18 protein-coding genes and 1 pseudogene are annotated in these 20,387 nt (G+C 53.8%); 8 read left to right on the top strand and 11 right to left on the bottom strand.

The genetic code is table 11. The features are described 5' to 3' along the window. Window positions 1-109: 109 nt before the first annotated feature. A complete protein-coding gene (locus ACOJWD_RS10280) occupies window positions 110-640 on the top strand; it encodes a GNAT family N-acetyltransferase (protein WP_486993141.1) in 531 nt (176 codons plus the stop codon). 148 nt (window positions 641-788) lie between these two features. On the opposite strand, the gene ACOJWD_RS10275 is transcribed toward ACOJWD_RS10280, so the two are convergent. The 4 genes from ACOJWD_RS10275 to ACOJWD_RS10260 all read right to left on the bottom strand — a co-directional run bounded on the left by ACOJWD_RS10275 (window position 789) and on the right by ACOJWD_RS10260 (window position 8,099). Further along, window positions 789-3,338, bottom strand: a complete 2,550-nt coding sequence (locus ACOJWD_RS10275) for a M1 family metallopeptidase (protein WP_486993142.1) — start codon at window positions 3,336-3,338, stop codon at window positions 789-791. Window positions 3,339-3,452: 114 nt separating this feature from the next. Continuing rightward, window positions 3,453-4,952 (bottom strand): carboxylesterase/lipase family protein, encoded by a 1,500-nt coding sequence (locus ACOJWD_RS10270; protein ID WP_486993140.1) that lies wholly within the window; start codon window positions 4,950-4,952, stop codon window positions 3,453-3,455. Between the two features lie 73 nt (window positions 4,953-5,025). Then, window positions 5,026-6,396: a leucyl aminopeptidase family protein gene (locus ACOJWD_RS10265; RefSeq protein WP_486993139.1), complete on the bottom strand. Its 1,371-nt coding sequence runs from the start codon at window positions 6,394-6,396 to the stop codon at window positions 5,026-5,028. A gap of 251 nt (window positions 6,397-6,647) precedes the next feature. After that, window positions 6,648-8,099, bottom strand: a complete 1,452-nt coding sequence (locus ACOJWD_RS10260; RefSeq protein WP_486993138.1) for an MFS transporter — start codon at window positions 8,097-8,099, stop codon at window positions 6,648-6,650. Between the two features lie 604 nt (window positions 8,100-8,703). Between ACOJWD_RS10260 and ACOJWD_RS10255 the strand changes: the two genes are divergently transcribed. Both ACOJWD_RS10255 and kynU read left to right on the top strand, forming a co-directional pair. Then, on the top strand, window positions 8,704-9,234 hold the full coding sequence (locus ACOJWD_RS10255) for an HPP family protein (RefSeq protein WP_486993137.1): 531 nt from the start codon (window positions 8,704-8,706) through the stop codon (window positions 9,232-9,234). Further along, the gene (kynU, locus tag ACOJWD_RS10250) at window positions 9,231-10,502 is read left to right on the top strand and encodes a kynureninase (protein WP_486993136.1); all 1,272 of its coding nucleotides are present in this window, start codon (window positions 9,231-9,233) and stop codon (window positions 10,500-10,502) included. The genes ACOJWD_RS10255 and kynU overlap by 4 nt, the downstream gene beginning before the upstream one ends. Window positions 10,503-10,661: 159 nt before the next feature. On the opposite strand, the gene ACOJWD_RS10245 is transcribed toward kynU, so the two are convergent. The 6 genes from ACOJWD_RS10245 to ACOJWD_RS10220 all read right to left on the bottom strand — a co-directional run bounded on the left by ACOJWD_RS10245 (window position 10,662) and on the right by ACOJWD_RS10220 (window position 15,381). Continuing rightward, window positions 10,662-11,810: a cytochrome P450 gene (locus ACOJWD_RS10245; RefSeq protein ID WP_486993135.1), complete on the bottom strand. Its 1,149-nt coding sequence runs from the start codon at window positions 11,808-11,810 to the stop codon at window positions 10,662-10,664. Window positions 11,811-11,856: 46 nt separating this feature from the next. Then, a complete protein-coding gene (locus ACOJWD_RS10240) occupies window positions 11,857-12,726 on the bottom strand; it encodes a patatin-like phospholipase family protein (RefSeq protein ID WP_486993134.1) in 870 nt (289 codons plus the stop codon). Between the two features lie 78 nt (window positions 12,727-12,804). Next, window positions 12,805-13,119 carry a hypothetical protein gene (locus tag ACOJWD_RS10235; protein ID WP_486993133.1) on the bottom strand — a complete coding sequence of 105 codons (315 nt, stop codon included), beginning with the start codon at window positions 13,117-13,119 and terminating at the stop codon, window positions 12,805-12,807. Between the two features lie 30 nt (window positions 13,120-13,149). Then, the gene (gene nth, locus ACOJWD_RS10230; protein WP_486993132.1) at window positions 13,150-13,791 is read right to left on the bottom strand and encodes an endonuclease III; all 642 of its coding nucleotides are present in this window, start codon (window positions 13,789-13,791) and stop codon (window positions 13,150-13,152) included. Further along, a complete protein-coding gene (locus ACOJWD_RS10225) occupies window positions 13,788-14,261 on the bottom strand; it encodes a peroxiredoxin (RefSeq protein WP_486993131.1) in 474 nt (157 codons plus the stop codon). The genes nth and ACOJWD_RS10225 overlap by 4 nt, the downstream gene beginning before the upstream one ends. Window positions 14,262-14,304: 43 nt before the next feature. Continuing rightward, on the bottom strand, window positions 14,305-15,381 hold the full coding sequence (locus tag ACOJWD_RS10220; RefSeq protein ID WP_486993130.1) for a M24 family metallopeptidase: 1,077 nt from the start codon (window positions 15,379-15,381) through the stop codon (window positions 14,305-14,307). 134 nt (window positions 15,382-15,515) lie between these two features. Between ACOJWD_RS10220 and ACOJWD_RS10215 the strand changes: the two genes are divergently transcribed. Together ACOJWD_RS10215 and ACOJWD_RS10210 are read left to right on the top strand one after the other, a co-directional pair. After that, complete coding sequence (locus ACOJWD_RS10215; RefSeq protein WP_486993129.1) at window positions 15,516-16,538, top strand: hypothetical protein; 1,023 nt, start codon at window positions 15,516-15,518, stop codon at window positions 16,536-16,538. Window positions 16,539-17,169: 631 nt separating this feature from the next. After that, a complete protein-coding gene (locus tag ACOJWD_RS10210; RefSeq protein ID WP_486993128.1) occupies window positions 17,170-17,364 on the top strand; it encodes a hypothetical protein in 195 nt (64 codons plus the stop codon). Window positions 17,365-17,543: 179 nt separating this feature from the next. On the opposite strand, the gene ACOJWD_RS10205 is transcribed toward ACOJWD_RS10210, so the two are convergent. After that, a complete protein-coding gene (locus tag ACOJWD_RS10205; RefSeq protein ID WP_486993127.1) occupies window positions 17,544-18,419 on the bottom strand; it encodes a permease prefix domain 1-containing protein in 876 nt (291 codons plus the stop codon). 222 nt (window positions 18,420-18,641) lie between these two features. On the opposite strand from ACOJWD_RS10205, the gene ACOJWD_RS10200 reads away from it, so the two are divergent. The 3 genes and pseudogenes from ACOJWD_RS10200 to ACOJWD_RS10190 form a co-directional block, all read left to right on the top strand. Then, a complete protein-coding gene (locus ACOJWD_RS10200; protein ID WP_486993126.1) occupies window positions 18,642-19,670 on the top strand; it encodes a beta-ketoacyl-ACP synthase III in 1,029 nt (342 codons plus the stop codon). Window positions 19,671-19,838: 168 nt separating this feature from the next. Next, on the top strand, window positions 19,839-20,168 hold the full coding sequence (locus ACOJWD_RS10195) for a J domain-containing protein (protein WP_486993125.1): 330 nt from the start codon (window positions 19,839-19,841) through the stop codon (window positions 20,166-20,168). Between the two features lie 16 nt (window positions 20,169-20,184). Then, window positions 20,185-20,387, top strand: a pseudogene (locus ACOJWD_RS10190) (J domain-containing protein); the annotation flags it as partial.

Genomic DNA, 20,387 nt, shown 5'->3' with positions numbered 1-20,387 from the left:
TGCCTCGCCTCGCGGGCGTGGACGAAAGCACTCCATGAGCGACCACGTAAAAGAAGGCCCCAAAGTGAGTCAATGATCTGTTAGGTTAGCGCGTATGCGATGTGCCCCCGTGTCCGCTATACACCTCATTCGCAAGGCGGAACCACAAGATGCCGAATCCATCGCTCGCGTGCATGTAGCGAGTTGGCGTACGACCTATAGTGGGATTATTGATAACGCCTGGCTCGATGACATGGAACGCCAACTGGACAATCGAATTGCATCGCTTGTGCGCCAATTGCAAAGGGACGATATTCAAACTTTGGTGACGACGTCCCCCAAAGGACATATCACAGGATTTATCCACATCGGAGCCATTCGTACGTATGACCCACAGTTTGACGGTGAACTTTATGCCCTCTATCTCATGAAAGGCTGGCAAGGAATGGGTGCCGGGCGAGAACTCGTCCGGGCCGGTGCCCGATGGCTCATGCAACAGGGCTATCGCACCATGAAGGTGTGGGTGTTACGCGACAATCCTTCGCGATTATTCTATCAGCACCTTGGTGGCCAACATGTGGCTAGTCAAAACATTACCATCGGTGGGCACGTGTTGGAGGAGGAATCCTACGGTTGGGATCGATGGGACCGTCTTCTCTGAGAGCCCTAATCGTTTTCCGCGCAAACCATTTTTCTTAGAAGTCTTCCTCAACAGTCTTGTCATCGGAAGATCGTGATAGTGTGATTGAAAACGGGGGCGACAGAGCATATCGGCTCCTTCGTCCCCGCCTCACATCGACTTTATCTAGTTAGACGTTTAAAAATTGATCCATGTGCCCGCGCACACGCTGCGCAAAGGCTCGGTGAATGGCCTGAAATTCGAGAGCTTGGGAAATATGCCGCGCGATGTCCGGCATAGGATGTGCCCCAAACCACTCTACTGTGCTTTCCGCCAGATCCTCTTCGACGATAGTCGAGAGGGGCTCGACTATCGCTGGCAACATGAACTGCGGATACTTCTTCGTCACTTCGTCCCAATGACTGACTAAGTAATTCCAGGTGGCATGCCGTGCATAGCGATTACCGAGTGCTCGCCCCAACACCATCGTCCCGTCTTGTATCTTTACTTCAGTCGAATCATAGATGGATAAGGTGCGCTCCACTAAATCCGGTGACGTAAAGTCGGCCAAGGCGCGCAAATAGCGTTTTTCATCCTGAGGGGTCTTGGCCTTCCTATATTGATCATAGATGACGTGCCACTCCTCGGATTGTCCCGAATGGCTCACCACATCTACAATCGCCGTCAATAGTTCGGGGTGTATGCGGGTACTGCCGACGATATGCGCCTCGAATCGCTCACGAGCTTCTTGTTGGATTAGAGGGTCATTGCCAATCGTTCCTGCAATGCGTATCACCAGTGATCGCAATCGCCCTCGACTGACAGCTTCTCCCGCTTGCGGGGTCCAGCCCAACTGCTGAACCAACGGATGGGTAATTTGACGAACGAAGGACTGCAACGTGCGTCGCTCATCCTCATCCGCAATAATGTCCAGCAGGTTCAGTTGGTGGTATAGAGCGCTCCACACATTCGGATCATCTTCACGAGGAAAGGTGCCCCAGAGATGCACCGCATGACTCAACGGCACCACATCGGCCAGCACCATGGCCCATACATCGTCCACAAGCCCTAACCGTTCCAGCGGTGTGAGGTCCTCTCGGATAGCCATTAATCGGTTCCACAACACCTCATCATAGGCTACACGATAAAATCCCCATGCCCCCCGATTCACCATAATCCACTTCATGTCGCTCGGTACCGTTAAGGTGAGGTCGTCCTCTCCCAAAATCACATGTCGTGTCTCCTGAGTACCATCCGACAGACCAATGCCGATGATGACCGGGATCTGCCACACATGGTCGCCTGAGGAAGTATACTGGAATTGGCGCTGCGACAACTTGATCTGTCCCTCTGCCAGAAGCTCCACCCGTACTAAAGGATAGCCCGCCTGAAGTACCCACGAATCCATGACCGATCGAACCGGCTCTCCTGAAGCGGACTCCAACGCATCCCAGAGATCCGCGGTTTCCGTATTCCCATATTGATGGCGCGTTAAATACTCACGCACCCCTTTTCGGAAGGTGTCCTCGCCCAAATATTGTTCCATCATCCGGAGTACCGCTCCACCCTTTTGATAGGTTAAAGCATCAAACATTCCCCATGCCTCACTGGGTGGCCCCACAGGATATTCGATCGGCCGCGTGGCAATGAGACCATCAATCGATAGGGCATAGGCACGACTCGGACCAAAAATGGTCCAAATATCCCATTCAGGATGGAGCGCCTCGGTCGCGATGGTTTGCATAAACGTCGCGAATGCCTCATTTAACCATATGCCGTTCCACCACCGCATCGTCACCAAATCCCCAAACCACATATGCGCGGTTTCATGCGCAATGGTAGTGACAATTCCCATACGCTCCATGGGAGCGGAGCCGTCGCGGTCGATTAAGAGCGCCTCTTCCCGATAGGTCACACACCCCAAATTCTCCATGGCGCCTGCAGCAAATTCCGGGATAGCCACATGGTCAATCTTGCTGGCCGGATAGGGGATACCGAAATATTTCTCAAAAAACGCCAACGTATCGTGGGCCGCTTCTTCGGCGACACTGGTGAGATGCATCATCTCGGGTCGAGCGGCAATACGAATCGGAACCTGGCCAAACATAAGCGGCTCGGTGAGTTGGAATGGGGCCACTACCAGAGCGACCAAGTAGGTAGACATGGGAATCGTTTCCGCAAATTCCACACGCACCTTATTTTCACCCAGATCTTGTCTTCCTATTTCTCGTTCGTTAGAAAGTGCCACCAGGTCAGAATCCACAATCAGGTTCACTTGAAACCGTGCTTTAAATTCTGGTTCATCCCAACCCGGAAAGACCCTCCGGGCATCGGTCGCTTCGCACTGCGTTGACGCCACCTGCAAGGTTGACCCGTCGGCATTGGTCACCGTCGTGCGATAGAACCCTCTAAGATCTTCAGCTAGTATTCCCTGGTAGCTGATATCGAGCACATAGTGTCCGACCCCAATCTCATCGGCAAAAGTGAACACCACCTGTTCATCCTCTTCTCGATAACTCACCTGGGCGGGCAATTTTTCTCCTAAAGAGTGGTTCAAATGCGCCTCGTTCACGCTGATGTTCACGGCATTCAATAGCATTTCGCGAGTCGGCTCCAGAACCTCTATCTCTACGGATACCATCCCCGCAAACGTTGCCGCCGCTATATCTGGCGTAACCTCCAATGCATACCGTTGCGGCATCACATTGCGTGGTAGCCGGTATGAAGGACGTTCCTCCATCACTTATCGCCCCGTTTCCTATGTAGTACTTCCTTTATCTTATCCATCACATGACCACAGTGTCTCTCTCATGGCCTCACGCTTGATGTTACCATGCGTCCCGTCCTACTGCCTTCAATACGGTGGTTGATCGTAAAACGCTTCCCATAACTGTCTTAAATCCCCTTCCGGGTCTCGTTCCAGGTGAGACACGCTATCGAAAATCATCGTGGCGCGGTTCTCGAGATCATAGTGAGGCCATCGTGGAATAGCGGACGTTTGAGGATCCCCCTCGCGAGCAAAAGCTATCCATGCTTGGTGTACCGTGTCTGCGACCATCGAACGATCCGGCGAATCCCCCGTAATCTCTTTCACCCCTGGAGCATCGATGGTGTGAAACACAAAAGGAATCTCAATAGCATGGCAGGCCCTGAGCACACCGCCATAGGCGGTACTCTTCCAATCAAATCGGTACATCCATACTGGAGCCTTTTGTGACTGCAGCGCCGCCAGCCGCAAGCTGGGATACCGAAAGGTATGCATCGTCGCATATTGGACTAACGCCTCAAAAAGAGAGGGAAATCGCCCCTCATCCAGATACACATGGCGCATCGCAGACGGTATCACGTCCCACTGCCGTTCAAACGCCGCCAGGGCTTGATCGGTATTGACACTTTTCCACTCGGCGTTCATGGCTCCCCACAACATCGCTTCGTCGTGGTTCGTGCCAATGAGCAATGGCACGTGACGCGCCCATCCCTCTCGCATCGCATCCCAAAACGGCCGAGGAAAAATGGTGCCATCTAATACCGGTAACCACGGCATGCGCGTCTGCGGAAGAGACCGTGCGGCTTCGATCCAGTCGCGTGCAGACACCTCTTGCAGCTTCTTTAATTCATGGTCCCTAATTCCGAGCGCATCCAACACCTGTTGCGCATTTTGGGATGCCGCTTCCGGCGCTAAAAACTCTGGTGGAACGCCACTTTCGCAAATGGCTTGTTGAAAGAGACCTTCTGCGGCGGGCATCGCCATGAGTGCCCCTACACTCCAACTGCCCGCCGATTCTCCCGCAATGGTCACCCGGTGCGGGTCGCCGCCGAAATTGGCGATATTATCCCTTACCCACTGAAGAGCGAGCAGTTGATCTAACAATGCCGCGTTTCCAGACGAGGCAAACTCCTCTCCAAATTGCTCCCGTAAATAGAGAAAGCCGAACGGACCTAAACGGTAGTTCATCGTTACCACCACCATCGAACCGCGTTGAGCAAACGAGCTTGCATCATACCAAGGAGTGCTTCCGCTGCCAAATACGTAGCCGCCACCATGAATCCACACCAACACCGGAGCAAGCGCTTCATCCATGTCGACAGGAGACCATACGTTGAGAGAGAGACAGTCCTCGCTTTGAGAGGCTCCGCTGGTTCCGCTAAGTAGCCCAGGAGCGTCCGATTGGATGGCAATCGGGCCAAAGCTGACCGCCTCGCGCACCTCACTCCAGGACTCAGGAGCGCGCGGGGCGCAAAATCGATCTCCCCCTATCGGAGCCCGACCATAGGGAATCCCTCTCCACACCCGCACTCCGTTGTCTCTCAACCCGCGGACCCATCCATAGCTGGTCTGCACCAGTTCTGACATCACGTTCCCTCCCTTACGTCATCGTAGCGAATCCAGCGATGACTTGCCATGCCGTATGGGATCTAGCGTGCGCTCATTCGACCGGTGCCCTGGCATAGGCATAAGCGGCCTCCACAAGTGTGGATACGCCATATCCCGTGGCTCCCGCTCCGATTCCACCGTCGGCATCAAAAGACAGCCCCGCGATATCTAAATGTGCCCACGGCACCGACCCGGCAAAATGCCCTATAAAGAGACCCGCCGTCACCGTCCCCGCTGGTCGACCACCACTATTTTTAATATCAGCAGCACTCGTCTTATTCAGATCCTGGTAATCTTCATCATGCGGTAATTCCCAGGTCGGTTCTGCCCCAGCATCGGCCGCTTGAACCACGAGTCGCCCCAACACGTCATGATTGGTGATAAGTCCGCTACGAATGCCGCCTAAGGCAACCACATTAGCTCCCGTGAGGGTCGCCATATCAATAATGGCGGACACTCCTTGTCGCCGTGCCCAGGTCACGCCGTCGGCTAACACTAAACGCCCCTCGGCATCAGTCGAAATCACTTCGACCTGGGTGCCATCCATCATCGTAAGGACATCTCCCGGACGATACGCCCCCCCTCCGGGTAAGTTCTCGGCTAAGGGCATGACAGCCAGAATGTTGACCTCGGCGTGCATTTCAGCTAAAACGCGTAGCGCACCGGCCACCGCGGCTGCCCCGCCCATGTCTCCTTTCATGCGTCCCATGCCATCACCGGGTTTCAACGAAATTCCCCCACTATCAAAAGTGATGCCCTTGCCGATCAATGCGAGAAAAGGCGCCCCGGGCTGCCCTTCATAGCGACCTACCAATAGCACCGGGGGGCGATGACTACCCTCGCCAACCGCTAAGATGCCTCCGGCTCCCATGTCACGAAGCGACTTTTGATCAAAGAGCGACCACTCGATGGTAGAGGGGCTACCCGACTTGATGAGACTGGCCAGACGCTCTGGCGGCTTCAGATTGGACGGAATATTAATCAAATCACGCACCCAAGACTGGTATTTTATCAATACCAACTGGTCTATGTAGCTCTTTGGCTCTTCAGTCACCACCGCAACCCGAGCACCCACGGTGTCTTCGTCCGGCTTCCGATACTGATAGAGCCCCTGACCAATCCCAAACAACGCCGGGCGACGATCGCTATCCGAGAGATGATCGACTGCCACCGCAATCTCACCGGGATGGAATTGGCGAGCTAACTTCGCCGCTTCTTTGAACGCCTTCTGCACTTTCCTTCGTGTCGTACCCTCTGGCACAACCACAATCGGCGGCTGCCCCTCGCTAAGAAACACCATGGGACTTTCTCCGAGTCGAGAAAGCGGGATTTGAGACACCGATGCGAAGTCGGCCGCACCGGCAATAATCACCTCTGCGGATTTTGGCACCTCATGAGTTACTCTCCAGTCACTCTGAAACATAATGCACACCTCCCTTTCACTGCTTGCTAAATCCATTCCCCATCGACCAGAATTTCTCCTGCGCATTAAGAATCCCCGATCGCATTTTGGATAATTTTTCTAGCGCGATAAAACAGCACCGTTCGACGCCATCGAGGATTGGACCTTCCCCTGAAAGCCGGTTCACCACGATCAATCACAAAGAAAGCTCGTGATCCCTCTGCTATCCTCACGGGATGCGTTGGGGGAACGCCTCTTTCCACCGGTACCGTTTAGATAGCACGTTCTTCCGTTAATACTGTACCTTTCGGTCGATGAGGACGCAGCAGAGGAAGTGCCAACAGCAGGGCGACCAGATAGAACCCGACGAACACCCAAAATCCTGCATCGGTCGCATGGATAAGGTCCCCTTTCATCAGCGGATTGAGGAGATTGGACGTGCCCAAAAAGACTTGAGAAGCGATCCGTGGCGGGAGACTCGCTTCCGCGACGACCAATGCCAAGGTCAGCGAAAGCGCCATTCCCACATTGCGAAAGGTGTAAAACATGCCTGATGCTGCCCCGGTGCGTTCGGCCGGAGCGGTGGACATCACCGCCTTCGTTAAGGCCGGCCAGGCCAGCCCATTGGCCATCGACATGAGCGCTAACGGTAAGATGACCGCCATCGCACTAAAGGTATTACCCAAATGGCCCAACCAGAACCCGCCGACAGCTAAAAAGAAGACACCCAATACGACCGAGCGTGATGGGCCATAGCGGTCGGCAATAATGCCACCCAAAGGGCCCATGATTAGTTGCGGTGCGGACAACGGAACCAGCATGAGTCCGGCATCAATTGGACTGAGATGAACGGCACCTTGGAGATAAATCGTCAAGAGAAATGTGGTCGCAAAGTAACCAATGGAATAACTGACCGTCACTCCAAGTCCAGCGCGATAATGTCCATGGCGCATTAAACCCAGATCAAACATGGGCTGTTTGGAGCGATTTTCCACCACAACAAACGCAATGATAAGGCCAATACTTATAGCCAACACCAGAATCGTGCGCGCGGAGGTCCAGCCCCAACCTTGACCCAGAGACAGTCCGAGCAAGAGGCCCACTAATCCCAGACCAAAGGTCGCCATTCCGCCGACATCGGTTTTCGCGTCACTGGGTGTCACCATATCGGTCAAAATAAACCATGCTCCCACGATACCGATGAGGGCAAAGGGAATCGTCACGAAGAAGATCCACCGCCAGCCCAAAGTGCTCACGAGAATGCCACCCACTACCGGCCCAACAATCGACCCCATAACCCAGGCCGTCGAATTAATGCCCAAAGCACGCCCTAATTCTTTGGGTTCAAAAGCCCTCACAATAATCGGCGTGGCCGTCGCCAACGACAATGCCGCACCGCTCCCTTGAACGAATCGTCCGATCAAGAGCCACGTCCCCGTAGGAGCAATGCCGCAGCCAAAGGTTGCAATAGTAAAAATGAAGAGGCCCGCCATGAAAATATTCTTGCGCCCCACCATGTCGCTCCACCGTCCGGCAGGCAATAGAAAAACCGTACTGGTAATGATATATGCTGTTAAAGTCCACAGTCCTGTGGTCACCGTAATATGCAGTCCCGCGACTAATCGCGGTAATCCGACCACGACAATGGTGCCATCTAAATTGGTGACAAAAGCGACCAGGGTCACTACCGCCAGAATCCACCATTTACGCTTCGATGTTGTCATCAATTGGTCATCACCTATACTTTTAGTTGGTTGCTATTATAAAGTTTACTTCTGTGTAACGCGCGTTGTGATGTCAAATATTTAATAGATACCATGAACGTACGAAATTGGGAATATACGGGACCACGATATGATGATCTTTTTATCAGCACTCCGAGGGCCCTTTCGCCGTACCGACCACCGTTCCCTCGTTCATTGTCATCCTACAGGTTCTCCTCGGAACAACAGGGGTGGCGCCCGAGGCCCACACCCTATCCCAATTGGCACTCTAAGAATGTCACTAATCACTGATCACTGAAAGCCACAGATGGCACAAAAGGAGCCCCGGAACGAACAGCATGACGTGAGATCGAGCCCAGGTACGCCAGCATGGGACGACGGTACTCGACAGTGCGCTGAGAGTAATGTGCAAACGGAATGAGGAATCAACGACCTTATGACCTCTGAATCATAAAACATTGTGACTCCACCTGCCCTGCCCAGAAGTGACCTTCGGCGGATGGTTGACGGGATCTTGGGGGTATTCGCGCATAAGTGCTCCCTTCGATGGCTTCGGAGCGAAGAAATCGTTTACACTAGCAACGAATATGCTAGGAGGTATGACATGAGACGCTGGATTCAGCAAAACACCTTTCCCACCCGCGTGTCTATCGGGCCCGTGTTGTGGGCATTAGCACTGCTAGTCATTATGGCCCGACTCGACCATCCACTCACTTCTCTCTCCATTTATTTAGTTCCCCCTTTTGGGGCTACCCTCAGCATCCTCATCTATCTTTGTCAGCAAACCGTGGCGCAACCCCTTCCGGTGGTCTTCGGCAGTACTCTCGGCGCTCTTATCGGCACATTGGTCTCGCTATTTACCCATGGACCCATGGCTGCTGCTATCGTCGCGGCCGTTATGCTATGGCTTCTTCCGCGCATCGGTCTCTACCATCCTCCAGCCATCGCCCTCTCCATGTATCCCTTACTTCTTAAACCCGGACCTTGGTTTCCCTTTGTCGTAGTCCTACCATTTACAATCGTCGCGGTGGGAAGTCACATTCTTCTCTCGCGCTATATCCCCACCTGGCCCCGCTACCCGCGTCAATCCTCACCGTCTTTCCCATCCCGACCAGAACAGGAGTCCACTCCATGACAACCTTCCGAGACAGAGCTGTCGATTACGATAGCACCGATCCATTAGGGTCGCTCCCTGACCGATATCATCATCCCCAAGACCTTCTCTATTTTGATGGAAACTCACTGGGCTTAATGAGTGATCGCGCCCGATCATATGTCGAAGAGGCGTTAGATGCATGGGGTTCCCACGGCGTGATGGGGTGGAACCAAGGATCACGACCCTGGTTTACATGGGCGGAAGATATTTCAAACCAGCTCGGAACCCTTATGGGTGCAGAGGAAGGAGAGATCACGTTAGGGGCGTCCACGACGGTGATGTTGCACCAGCTACTAGCCACGTTTTATCGACCGCAAGACCTCGGTCAAAAAATCTTAATTGATGAATTGGCCTTTCCCACGGATCGTTACGCCGTCGATAGCTTTCTCGCCAGTCGTGGGCTCTTAGCGAAAACCCATCGCCTAACAATTGCCACGGATGTGTCACGCCACCTAAGCATTGACGCCATCCTCGCACAGGCCGACCAGGGCGTGCGATTAGCGGTGCTACCCTCGGTCGTGTTCACGACTGGTCAACAACTCCCCATGGCCGAAATCACCACCAAGTTACGATCTAAGGGCATCCTCGTGATTTGGGATTTATCCCATTCCGCAGGACTCATCCCGCATCAATTGCACAGGGATGCCATTGATGCCGCCGTATTTTGCACCTATAAATATCTGAATGGTGGTCCGGGCGCGCCTGGGGGCGCCTTTGTGCACCGTTCCCATCTGCCCATCAGTCCCGGAATGGGAGGTTGGTGGGGGTCGGCCAATGACCAACAATTTCACATGCCCGAAGAGTTTTTCGGTGCCTCAACCGCTCATGCCCTCCAGCTCGGCACCCCTAGTATTTTATCCCTGGCGGCCTTAGCGGGAAGTGTCAGCCTATTAGCCGAGGTTGGGATTACCGCCCTTTATGATCGATCAACGCGTTTAGTAGAATTTCTTCACGAACTCTTCTGCGAGCGTTTAGAACCGTTAGGGATATCCTGTGTGACTCCGCTATCCGCTCCCAACAGAGGAGGACACCTAGCGCTGGTTCATCCCTATGCCCGCGAAATCAGTTTGGCGCTACGTCAAAACGGCGTCATCCCCGACTTTCGCTACCCCGATATCATCCGATTAGCCCCGGTTCCCACCACCACTCGCTTTAGCGATTGTGTGGATGCGGTCGAACGATTACGGACTATCGTGGAGACGAAGGCTTTTCTTCAGCATCTCGATACCCCGAGCGATGTCGTCTAGTCCATTAAATATGACAGTCCCTCTGAGTGACGAAGGCTCACTGCAGATGACGATCACTTAGAGAATCCGGATCGTCGAAACATCGCACCATTATGCCACGTCTTTAACCCGCCCTATACGTCATTAACGATTCGGACTAATGCACTTTTCGCTCTCGTACTAGCCAAACACCGACACCGGTAGGCGCTTCAAGCCGTGAACGATAAATCCACCCACCGGCTCGTATTGCTCTGGCGGAATTTGGGATTCAAATCCAGAAATCCGTCTACTCAATAATCCCGTAAGCGCTATACGAGTCTCAAGACGGGCTAATGGGGCTCCCAGGCAATAGTGAATGCCATGACCAAAGGCGATGTTCTGGTTGGGAGAGCGCCAGAGATCAAAAGTGTCCGCATGAGGAAATTTGCGCGGATCGCGATTCGCCGACCCAATCCATGCCACCACGGTAGCGTCGGGCTCGATTCGCGTACCATCAGGAAATTGCACCTCGCCCACCGTATGACGAAACATCGCCTGCACCGGCGATCGAAATCGCAATACCTCTTCAATGGCTTGCGGCAACAACTCTGGACTCTTCACCAGTTGCCCCCAGACGTCAGGGTAGTCGATCATCGTCCAAATGGTGTTGGTCAACAGATTAGTGGTCGTTTCGTTCCCCGCCACCAAGAGTAAATCGCAGAAGGATACAATTTCGGCATCCGTCAATTGCTCCCCATTCACTTCGGCCTCAATGAGGGCGGAAATGAGATCGTCTCCTAGGTGGAGGCGACGCTCTCTGACGATAGCCAGAAAGTATGCATTCATGGATTCAATTCCTTCATGTCCCATGGCATGATTATCGGTTCCAGACACCACTAAATCTGACCACCGTTTAAAATCCGCACGATCCTCGGCCGCAATACCCAGCATCTCAGCAATGACAATCACGGGCAGCGGATACGCCAAGTCTTCGACAATATCCAGCGAGCCCTGGGGAATAACGGCATCTAAAAGGTCCTCCACAATGCCTTCAATCCGCGCCGACAGTTGCTCTACCGCACGAGGCGTAAAAGCTCGAGATATAATATCGCGCATCTTACGATGATCCGGAGGATTCATACCAATAATGCTTGCACCCGGACCCATATGCAAGCGATTCGGCTCACCACTTCCCGAACGAAATTGACGATAATCTGAGAGCGCCGTCTCAACATCGTCGTAACGATAGATAGACCACACTCCCGTCCTGGGATCGCGAACGACGGGATGATGATCCCGCATCTCCTCGTAGACAGGAAAGGGATTAAGCCGATTTAGCGAACTATCCATGCCACCACTCCTTCTCATCTCATTAAGGTCCATCTTACCTCGTCCCCTAGTAACCGCCTAATGGCAGCAACTTCACGACTTCCGCATGCCGCTTCCACATTTCGTCATACCCGCGCTGCATGATGTCGTCCACCCGACTCCACACGCGATGTCCCCCATCCATTTCAATCCGCACATCCATGCGAGGAATCGTGACTTGCCTCATTCGGATGATCGATAACTCACGGATCATGGCGGTTACGGCGCCAGTAGCAATATGTCCGGCGTGCCACACCCGCGGCAGCGCATAAACCCTCTGTTCATCCACCCAGACCCCAATGATATGATCGGCGCCAAGCCATGCTGCCACATCCACCGGGTAGTCATCGGTCACCCCACCATCAACCAAGACACCGTGGGCATATACCACCGGATCCACTAACCCCGGAAACGCCATTGAGGCCCTCACCGCCTGCTGTAGAGGAAGAATTGTCGCTCCCCAGTCTAAGTCACAGCGCTTAGACAAGGGCGTGGCTGCAGGCTCTCCAGGCCCAAAGACGATCGGGTGGCGCTGAGTCAGGGAAGTCGCTACCACCCATACAGGCGCCGTCAAGTCTTCCCATTGTCGTGCACTCCATAGCGGCTGAACGCAGGCGAATACCGACTCCAAACTGCCCACCGCTGTCGGCCAGCGCCCTCTGACGAGGGCACGACCCCACGGCTTCAGCACGCCGCTAAGCCCCCCGGACCGTAAGCGCAACGCGATCTCCTGAAGGCCACACGGGGAGTGCCCTAAGGCTAATAGGGTGGCGACCATTGCGCCGGCAGAGGTCCCCACATACCCGTCAATCGTCACATTCATTTCCTGAAGAGCCTTCGCCACACCGAGTCCCGCTAAAGCCCATAGGCCGCCACCGCTTAAGACGAGTACCGTCATTGCCACCACCTCAACCTATATCTACGCACTAGATTGAGAGGCCATGAACCGGAGTAATAATCGCCAATGGCAGCTTAACTAATGGTTATCACTAGTGACGCTCTTCAGCCACTCGGGAAGCTTGTCTCTCAGCTTCGAGTTGGGCCATAGCGTTTTCACCCCGTATTTCCGGAACTCCAAGAACTTTTCTCCCTCCACGTGGGGACCAAAGCCGGCGACCGGATAGACTCCCACCACTTGCGCTATGAATTCATCGGAACTGATGCGCATGTCCATTAATACCGCGTCAATCGGAAGACTCCCGAGGACACTCAACGCCTCGTCGCTACTACTCGCGATGTGAACCTCTACGCCCATCGCGCGAGCGATCTCGACAATGGGTAGCGTAAACATCACGTTATCTTCGACCAGTAAGAGCAGCTTTCATCCCCCCTTCACAGCGATTCCCACTTTCGGACAATCGCTTTCCAACGGACAGGCATGACAGAGTGGCAAGCGGGCATTGCAGACCCTGCGACCGTGGAGAATCAACCAATGATGGGCCCGCGACCAGGTCTTCTTAGGCAATAACTTCATTAAATCTCTCTCGGTGCCGTCGGCATCTTTGGCGGAGGACCATCCTAGTCGGTGAGACACGCGAAATACATGGGTGTCCACGGCGATCGCATCTTGTCCAAAAGCGTTGGAGACCACCACATTAGCCGTCTTTCGGCCCACCCCTGGTAACGTCATCAACTGCTCCCGCTCGGAAGGCACCTGTCCATTTTCGGTATCGACCAATATTTGTGCCGTCCGCAACAAGTTCTTGGCTTTCGTGTGAAAGAGCCCACAATCGAAAATCAGCGCCTCGATCTCCTCAACCTTCGCTTGAGCCATGGTGTGCGCATCGGGATAGCGGGCAAAGAGCCTGGGCGTAATGACATTGACACGCCGATCAGTACATTGTGCCGACAGCATCGTGGCCACCAACAATTGAAATGGTGTTTCAAAATCAAGTTCCGTGGTCGCATTGGGATACTGCTGTTCTAACACACCTAAGATACGGCTGACTTTCCTAGCGGTCATAGCTGAACATGGTGCACTTCGCGAATAATATGGTCCACATGACCGGGCACTTTGACCTTGCGATACGCCCGAATCACCCGCCCGTCCGCATCAATCACAAAAGTGCTTCGCTCAATTCCCCACGACACTTTGCCATACATATTTTTTTGCTTATATACCCCGTAAAGCTTGGCCACGGCGGCATCCTCGTCGGCTAATAAAGGAAACGGCAACTGATGTTTGGCGCGAAACTTCTGATGACTGGCAAGCGAGTCCGTACTCACCCCAAGCACCACCGCCCCCCCGGCGTTGAGATCGGCATACACATCACGGAAATCGCACGCTTCCGTTGTACAGCCCGGTGTATTGTCGCGGGGATAAAAATATAATACGACCACTCGTCCACGCAATTCCTTGAGGTGGATGGGCCCATCGGTACCTGGTAAGGTAAAATCTGGGGCTTCGTGCCCTAATAAGTTGTCGTTCTCCATATCCGTTCCCCTTCCTCTAAGCGGGTATCTTTCGCACTCAGAACTAGGATAGCGCCTTCACAAAAATGTCTCGACTAACGCGTGATAAAATCTCGGCGCCGTCGGCACGATTCACCACCACTTCTTCCAGCCGAACACCAAATTGACCCGGTAAGTATATCCCCGGTTCAATCGAAAAGGCGGCATTTAACGGCAGAGGCAGCCGATTCGTTTCCATGACTGAAGGAGGCTCATGCACCGAGAGTCCAATGCCATGACCCACCCTGTGAACAAACTGCGGTCCATAACCGGCATCCGCAATGACCGTTCGGGCCGCTCGATCAACCTCTTCTGCTGCCACACCGGGCTTAGCCGTCCGATGGGCGTGTTCTACAGCCTCTTCGACGATGGCATGTACGCGCCGAAATTCTGACGTGGGCTCGCCCAAGTACGCAACGCGCGTCATATCGGAGGCGTAGCCCTCATAAAAGCAGCCGATGTCGAGCAATACTGGCCCAGGTGCCAATGGCGTAGTCGTCGGGCTATGATGCGGAAGCGCACTATGTTCCCCCGCTGCCACAATGATAAACGCTTCCCGATCCGCCCCATTGGCAATAAAAGCGCGACGAATCACATCAGCCAGTTCAAGCTCCGTCATCCCCACTTGGAGCGCATCGAAGGCCGCTAGCATGGCCGCATCATTAATTTGCTGGCTGTTCGTCAACAGTTCCACTTCGCGTTGATCTTTTTGCATGCGCAGTGGCGCCATAATATCTGAGGCTAATGCCAACGGCTTTTGACTTACCTCGGCTAACATGCGCGCATGCGCATAACGAGCATCGTCAGATACCAACAACTTCTTCGGCTGGAGGGCTAAAAGGGCCTCCTCCAGCGTCTGATCTGGACCCGCATCGTCCGTAAAACGTGCCACAGGAAATTCTTTACCTAGATGAGCCACGGCCTCCTCGGCATTCACGGACGCGATCACTAATCTTACCTGGTGCTCTCCCACCAGAAGAAAAGTCAGACGCTCATCCCCCAGAGGAGTCCATCCCACCACATAGCGAAAATCCTCTCCGGGCGCTAACGCCAGCACTGACCCGGTCCCGGCAATCATCTCTTGAACTTTTGAAAGACGCATCCGCTTGCTCCTTTATCTTCAAATATGGTTCAACGTTCTGTGCTCTTCCCTATGTACCCAACAACTCCCACCGTCATACAGTTGTCACAATTCCTCGAATCCGCTATGCTGACCACATTCAGGAGGTCTCATCCATGAACCGTCGTTGGCAATTTCTCATATACGGCATCATTGTTATTGTCGCCCTCATCATCGGATTTCGTCGTGTCGATAAGTCCACCAGTCCCAGTTCTACTCCTCAGGTGGTTCACTGGAAAACCAAGGACCCGCTTCTTAATCCCACAAACCACCCCTTAGTGTTAGGAAAATCTTTTAGCGCACATACCCAAAACCTGACGCTACCCAAAGGCCAGCTATCCGCGGCAGAATGGTATCTTCCCATCACTAAGACATCGGCAGTCTCCTTTATATTACATGATAGTCAGGCCCGATGGGTGGATGGTACCGCGACATATACGTTAACTGATGTACCGACCGACCCGGTCGATGAGCTCTCCTATAGTGCCAACGGTCAATACATTGGCTGGGTTACCGGACAGGGCGCGGTCAAGGTATTAAATGGTCTCTCCCATCACCTGGCCAGCTATTCGCACTCCTCGGCGATCGCGTTCACAAGCCAAAATATCGCCCTCACCTGGAATTCTATGACTCATCACATTGAAGAAAACGGCCACCCTCTCTCCTTATCAATTGCTGGGGTGCCCGCTCAAGCACATCCCCTACTGCAACACGGCTCGCTCATCGCGACCGACCAAGACGGCTCACTGCTCTCGGTAGCCGTTCCTTCGGGACAGACACGCCTGGTCGCGACCGTCAATCCCCAGCGATGGCCATTACTGCTCACGGCTCGGACGCTCGGTAGCGGGATTGTACTGCTCTTAGAGAGGACCGGACCCATTCCGAAATATCTTCTCGTCATTCATCAAGCCCATTACACCGGTTGGTACCGATTCGTGGCGTATAATCCTCCTGAACTTGGGGTGTTTCAACATCATCTCGTTATCGAGAATCTCCTCCCCAACGGAGCGATGGCCATCATTATGCAACACACCATTCACCCCCTCAACGTCAGCGCAGGAATTTTTAGCGCTGGACCATTCGGCATTATCTGGCAAGGGAATAGTGGCTTCGTGAAACTCACCGGAGTCACACCGTAACACGGCACGAATTCACCCCCTTGGACCCTCCATACGGTGATTGCCACTCGATGCGGGCTCCTCGATCCAGCGGCGACAGGAGGTCATTCCGGTCACATGGGATCGCCAGGCCGTCACGGATGCCGGACGCACTCATCTCGCGGTGTGATATTGTTCACCATTTGACGTAAGGTACCAGAAGAGACCTGTGAGAATTCTCAAGAGGAGATGGTGTTGCCATGCCGCATGACTGGCATGATCCCGCAGCGGCGGCGTAGGAATGGATGGGCAAGACGATGTGATCAATCCCACGCGCGCAGAACAATTGGATATCCTGATTTCTATGCTTAACGATTTCACGACTCCTAGCGATTGCATTCTGGACTTGGGTTATGGGTCCGGAAAAGTCGAAGAGCTGCTACTTGAGCATATACCGGGCGGGCGTCCACGTCGTCGGCATCGACAATTCGGCCGCGATGGCCGCCTTGGCTGTGGAACGTTTGCAGCGATATGGGGACCGCTTTACCGCGATTCACGAAGATTTGGGGCGCATCCACTCCCTGTTGCGGCCGGGAGGTGGGTTCCTGCTGTTGGATAGACTGAAAGGGAAAACGCCGTCGTATTCCCGCTTTTACGGTCTGTGTGGCAGCGGTTGGATCGGCGGCACGGGTCCGGCACCGCTCTGCAAGAAGGCGACACCTTTGGGCAGCACCAGATGGCGCAGAAGGAAGAGGGGGATGTGCCGGTTACGTTGGAAACGCATCTCACATGGTTGCGCGAGTGCCGATTTGAGGTGGCGACGTTGCACGTGCACGGGAATCGAGGTCTCATTGCGGCTATAAAATAGTAGCGTCTCTCAAGTGAACAGGACGGCACGTCCTTACCGCACAAATGGGCGCATAACCACACGAAAAGAAACACCGGGGGTCCCGCGTGTGCTGAATAATTCACGACGCTCAACCTGACGCGTGCTACGCTTGTCGTCAGTGAAAAGTCTATGACCCGTTACGAATGGCCGATACCCAATTAAAATAGAGGGGAGCGGTGATCGTCAGAAAAGTCAACCAGCATGCGATCATTGAGCGTCGCCACGACTGACACCACTCGTATCACAGCGAACGTAAATAGCCAGCCCCCGGCGAGCAACATTTCCGGTTGCCAATTAAAAAGTGGTGGGGGAGCAAATCCTTGATGCCACAGGATAAGAACGGTGGCTCCAATTCCCGAGCTAAGGGCAGCCCATGCCTGCAACGTCACAATATATAGTCCCGCCCCAAGCCACCGTCGCAAGAGTACCCAGGGCAACCCTGCCACCGTGCCGCAGAGCAGGACTGCGCCGAACATGGAAATAAATACCGGATGAAACATGTTGGCTGTGACAAGATTCCAAGGCACACTAGCCACCAAAGCCAAAGCCAACCCGGTACCAAAACCCACCCCTATCATACGGGCTAAGTCCCGTGTGGGTACGCGACGCGATGCATCATGGATACGCCATCGAAGCAGTTGCAAGTGACTTGACACGTTGCGGTTACGCCGGGTTTGCACACCAGTCGCCACCATACCCCAAAGAGCCATAATACGTCCCAACGCCAATGCCGCAAATGACTCAGTTTTCAAGCTAAAAGCCACAATTCCTACCCCAAGAATCAATTGCGCCACAGAGAGCAACCAGAGCCATCCATGCTGATACTTGATCGGCGTAGCCAACCGCTCTGACAACTGGTTCGGATCTCCCAACCAATCCACAGCAGCCCGATACGCCTCCAACTCACTTAATCCCGCACGACGGGTCTCATCGAACCGGTCCAAAAGTTGAGCCCGGACATGTGCCTTAAGACGGCGCGCCTGATACTTATCGTTAACATTAGACACCGCAAGATTTAAATAGTCTTCCCACATTTCTCACACCTCCTCCCGAGACTTCTTCCCTATTTTGCCCATGTTCTGCTATCTCAAAGGAATGCATCAATGACCTCGACACAACTCCACTTAGTATAACGTTCAATCCGTACCAAGTGTTACCCATTTTTATCCGTAACAGGAGCCATTTCTAAACTATTTTTTCACTGTGGAAGGAAAAGCCATGACGATAAGCGAAAAGGGGCAATAGGAGGTTATTGAATGACTGAGCCACTAATTTGGTCTGTGGGCGGATATGCTCCGCCACATATTATTACGAATGACATGTTAAGTCAGCGCATGGATACCAATGACGAATGGATTCGAAGCCGCACGGGTATAAAAGAGCGCCGCACGGCCGGCGATGACGAAACCACCGCTAGCGTGTCCGTAAAGGCTGCGCGTGCGGCCATCGACGCTGCAAATCTTCCTGCCGAGGAAGTAGACTGGATTTTGGTTTGCACGGACACGCCTGAAATGTGGTCCCCAGCAACCGCCTGTTTCGTGCAATCTGACCTCGGAGCAACCAACGCCTCGGCGATTGATCTAACCGGGGGATGCGCGGGGTTTTTGCAGACGCTTCAGATTGCCGCTCCACTGGCAGCGGCCGGCCGCAAAGTGTTAGTCATTGGCACAGAGCTATTGACCCATGCCCTGGACTGGAATGACCGGGCTACGGCTGTGCTATTCGGCGATGGATCGAGCGCCTTTTTATTAGGACCGTCAGATGGTCAACATTCCGGGATCAGAATCGGACCGGGGTTGTCGCGCAGTGACGGGAGCCAAGCCGATATTCTCGGCAAACCCTATGGCGGCACCCGTAATGCACTGACCCCGGAATTAGTCGCCGAAGGTAAACACCACACCATCCGCATGGAAGGTCCCAAAGTGTTTAAACATGCGGTGACGATGATGAGTGAGATTGGACGGAAGTTAGTCAGTGAGGCGTCTTTAGAGCTCGATCAAATCAACTGGGTTGTCCCCCATCAGGCCAACCAACGTATTATCGATGCCGTTACTCATCAGGTCGGCGTAGCGAGTGAACGCGTATTTTCGCATGTGTCGCGCTACGCCAATACGGGTTCAGCATCTATCGGGCTCGCACTCTCCGATATGTTGCAGCAAAAACTCATTGCCCCCCGTCAGTGGCTACTCTCCGTGGCGTTCGGTGCGGGTTTTTCATGGGCCTCGCAATTATTTTACGTCGATTCGGTGCCTCCCTCACAATTTATCTCCGACGCGACCATCTAGCATTTTGCCGCACCATCTCGAGGACCTCCCCGATTGAACGGGAGGTCCCTCCGTTGCTCGACCAAAAATCGTCGAATCTGACGCGATGGCTCGACATGAAGTGCATGGGATCATGGCTATACTCGTAATGGTCATACTCTCGCTCAGGCGACCAGGAGGGATGATTGCATGGATACCCGAAATCCTTGGGAGATTCTTGGAATTCCTCCCACATCCGACATTTCACAATTGCGCGAGGCGTACTTAACACAGGTTCGCCAGCATCATCCCGACCAATATCGGGCTGATCTCCATCGCTATCAACAACAAGAAGAATATATGAAACGCATTAATGCGGCTTACCAGTGGGCGCTCAAGAACCCCCCCCACCACCAATGCCTCAGAAGAGCCCCGCTCTCAGACGGAAAAGACCGCCTCACCCACCATGTGCCCGATTCACCACTATGCCGCGATGCGACAATGTCGACAGTGCGCACAGCCCATCTGTTTAGCGTGTGAGGGAGTTCGCGAGTCCTTGTGTACCGCCCATTATCGAAAAAAGGCGCGCTGGCGAGCACGGACCCGCGTAGTGAAAGAATGGGGTCCTGTGCTGGTTCTAGTCGTGGGCATGCGCACCCTCGATCTTCCTGGCCTAGACATCCTTATCGCGATTCTGATCTATCTCGCGGTGCGAGGATTAAGTTTTCTCATTGCCCATCGCTGGCTCGGTTGTCTGGC

This window comes from Sulfobacillus sp. TH-112 (assembly GCF_057473405.1).
Note: the sequence above shows the minus strand (reverse complement) of the source record. Positions and strands in the feature narration are given on the sequence as shown.

Bases quoted from the DNA above. Each gene is read 5' to 3' on its own strand.
- ACOJWD_RS10200 (WP_486993126.1), top strand. From the start codon at position 18,642: ATGACTGAGCCACTAATTTGGTCTGTGGGCGGATATGCTCCGCCACAT.
- ACOJWD_RS10265 (WP_486993139.1), bottom strand. From the start codon at position 6,396: ATGTTTCAGAGTGACTGGAGAGTAACTCATGAGGTGCCAAAATCCGCA.
- ACOJWD_RS10245 (WP_486993135.1), bottom strand. From the start codon at position 11,810: ATGGATAGTTCGCTAAATCGGCTTAATCCCTTTCCTGTCTACGAGGAG.
- ACOJWD_RS10275 (WP_486993142.1), bottom strand. From the start codon at position 3,338: ATGGAGGAACGTCCTTCATACCGGCTACCACGCAATGTGATGCCGCAA.
- ACOJWD_RS10270 (WP_486993140.1), bottom strand. From the start codon at position 4,952: ATGTCAGAACTGGTGCAGACCAGCTATGGATGGGTCCGCGGGTTGAGA.
- ACOJWD_RS10235 (WP_486993133.1), bottom strand. From the start codon at position 13,119: ATGTTTACGCTACCCATTGTCGAGATCGCTCGCGCGATGGGCGTAGAG.
- ACOJWD_RS10225 (WP_486993131.1), bottom strand. From the start codon at position 14,261: ATGGAGAACGACAACTTATTAGGGCACGAAGCCCCAGATTTTACCTTA.
- ACOJWD_RS10195 (WP_486993125.1), top strand. From the start codon at position 19,839: ATGGATACCCGAAATCCTTGGGAGATTCTTGGAATTCCTCCCACATCC.
- ACOJWD_RS10240 (WP_486993134.1), bottom strand. From the start codon at position 12,726: ATGACGGTACTCGTCTTAAGCGGTGGCGGCCTATGGGCTTTAGCGGGA.
- ACOJWD_RS10215 (WP_486993129.1), top strand. From the start codon at position 15,516: ATGAACCGTCGTTGGCAATTTCTCATATACGGCATCATTGTTATTGTC.
- nth (WP_486993132.1), bottom strand. From the start codon at position 13,791: ATGACCGCTAGGAAAGTCAGCCGTATCTTAGGTGTGTTAGAACAGCAG.
- kynU (WP_486993136.1), top strand. From the start codon at position 9,231: ATGACAACCTTCCGAGACAGAGCTGTCGATTACGATAGCACCGATCCA.
- ACOJWD_RS10260 (WP_486993138.1), bottom strand. From the start codon at position 8,099: ATGACAACATCGAAGCGTAAATGGTGGATTCTGGCGGTAGTGACCCTG.
- ACOJWD_RS10220 (WP_486993130.1), bottom strand. From the start codon at position 15,381: ATGCGTCTTTCAAAAGTTCAAGAGATGATTGCCGGGACCGGGTCAGTG.
- ACOJWD_RS10255 (WP_486993137.1), top strand. From the start codon at position 8,704: ATGAGACGCTGGATTCAGCAAAACACCTTTCCCACCCGCGTGTCTATC.
- ACOJWD_RS10205 (WP_486993127.1), bottom strand. From the start codon at position 18,419: ATGTGGGAAGACTATTTAAATCTTGCGGTGTCTAATGTTAACGATAAG.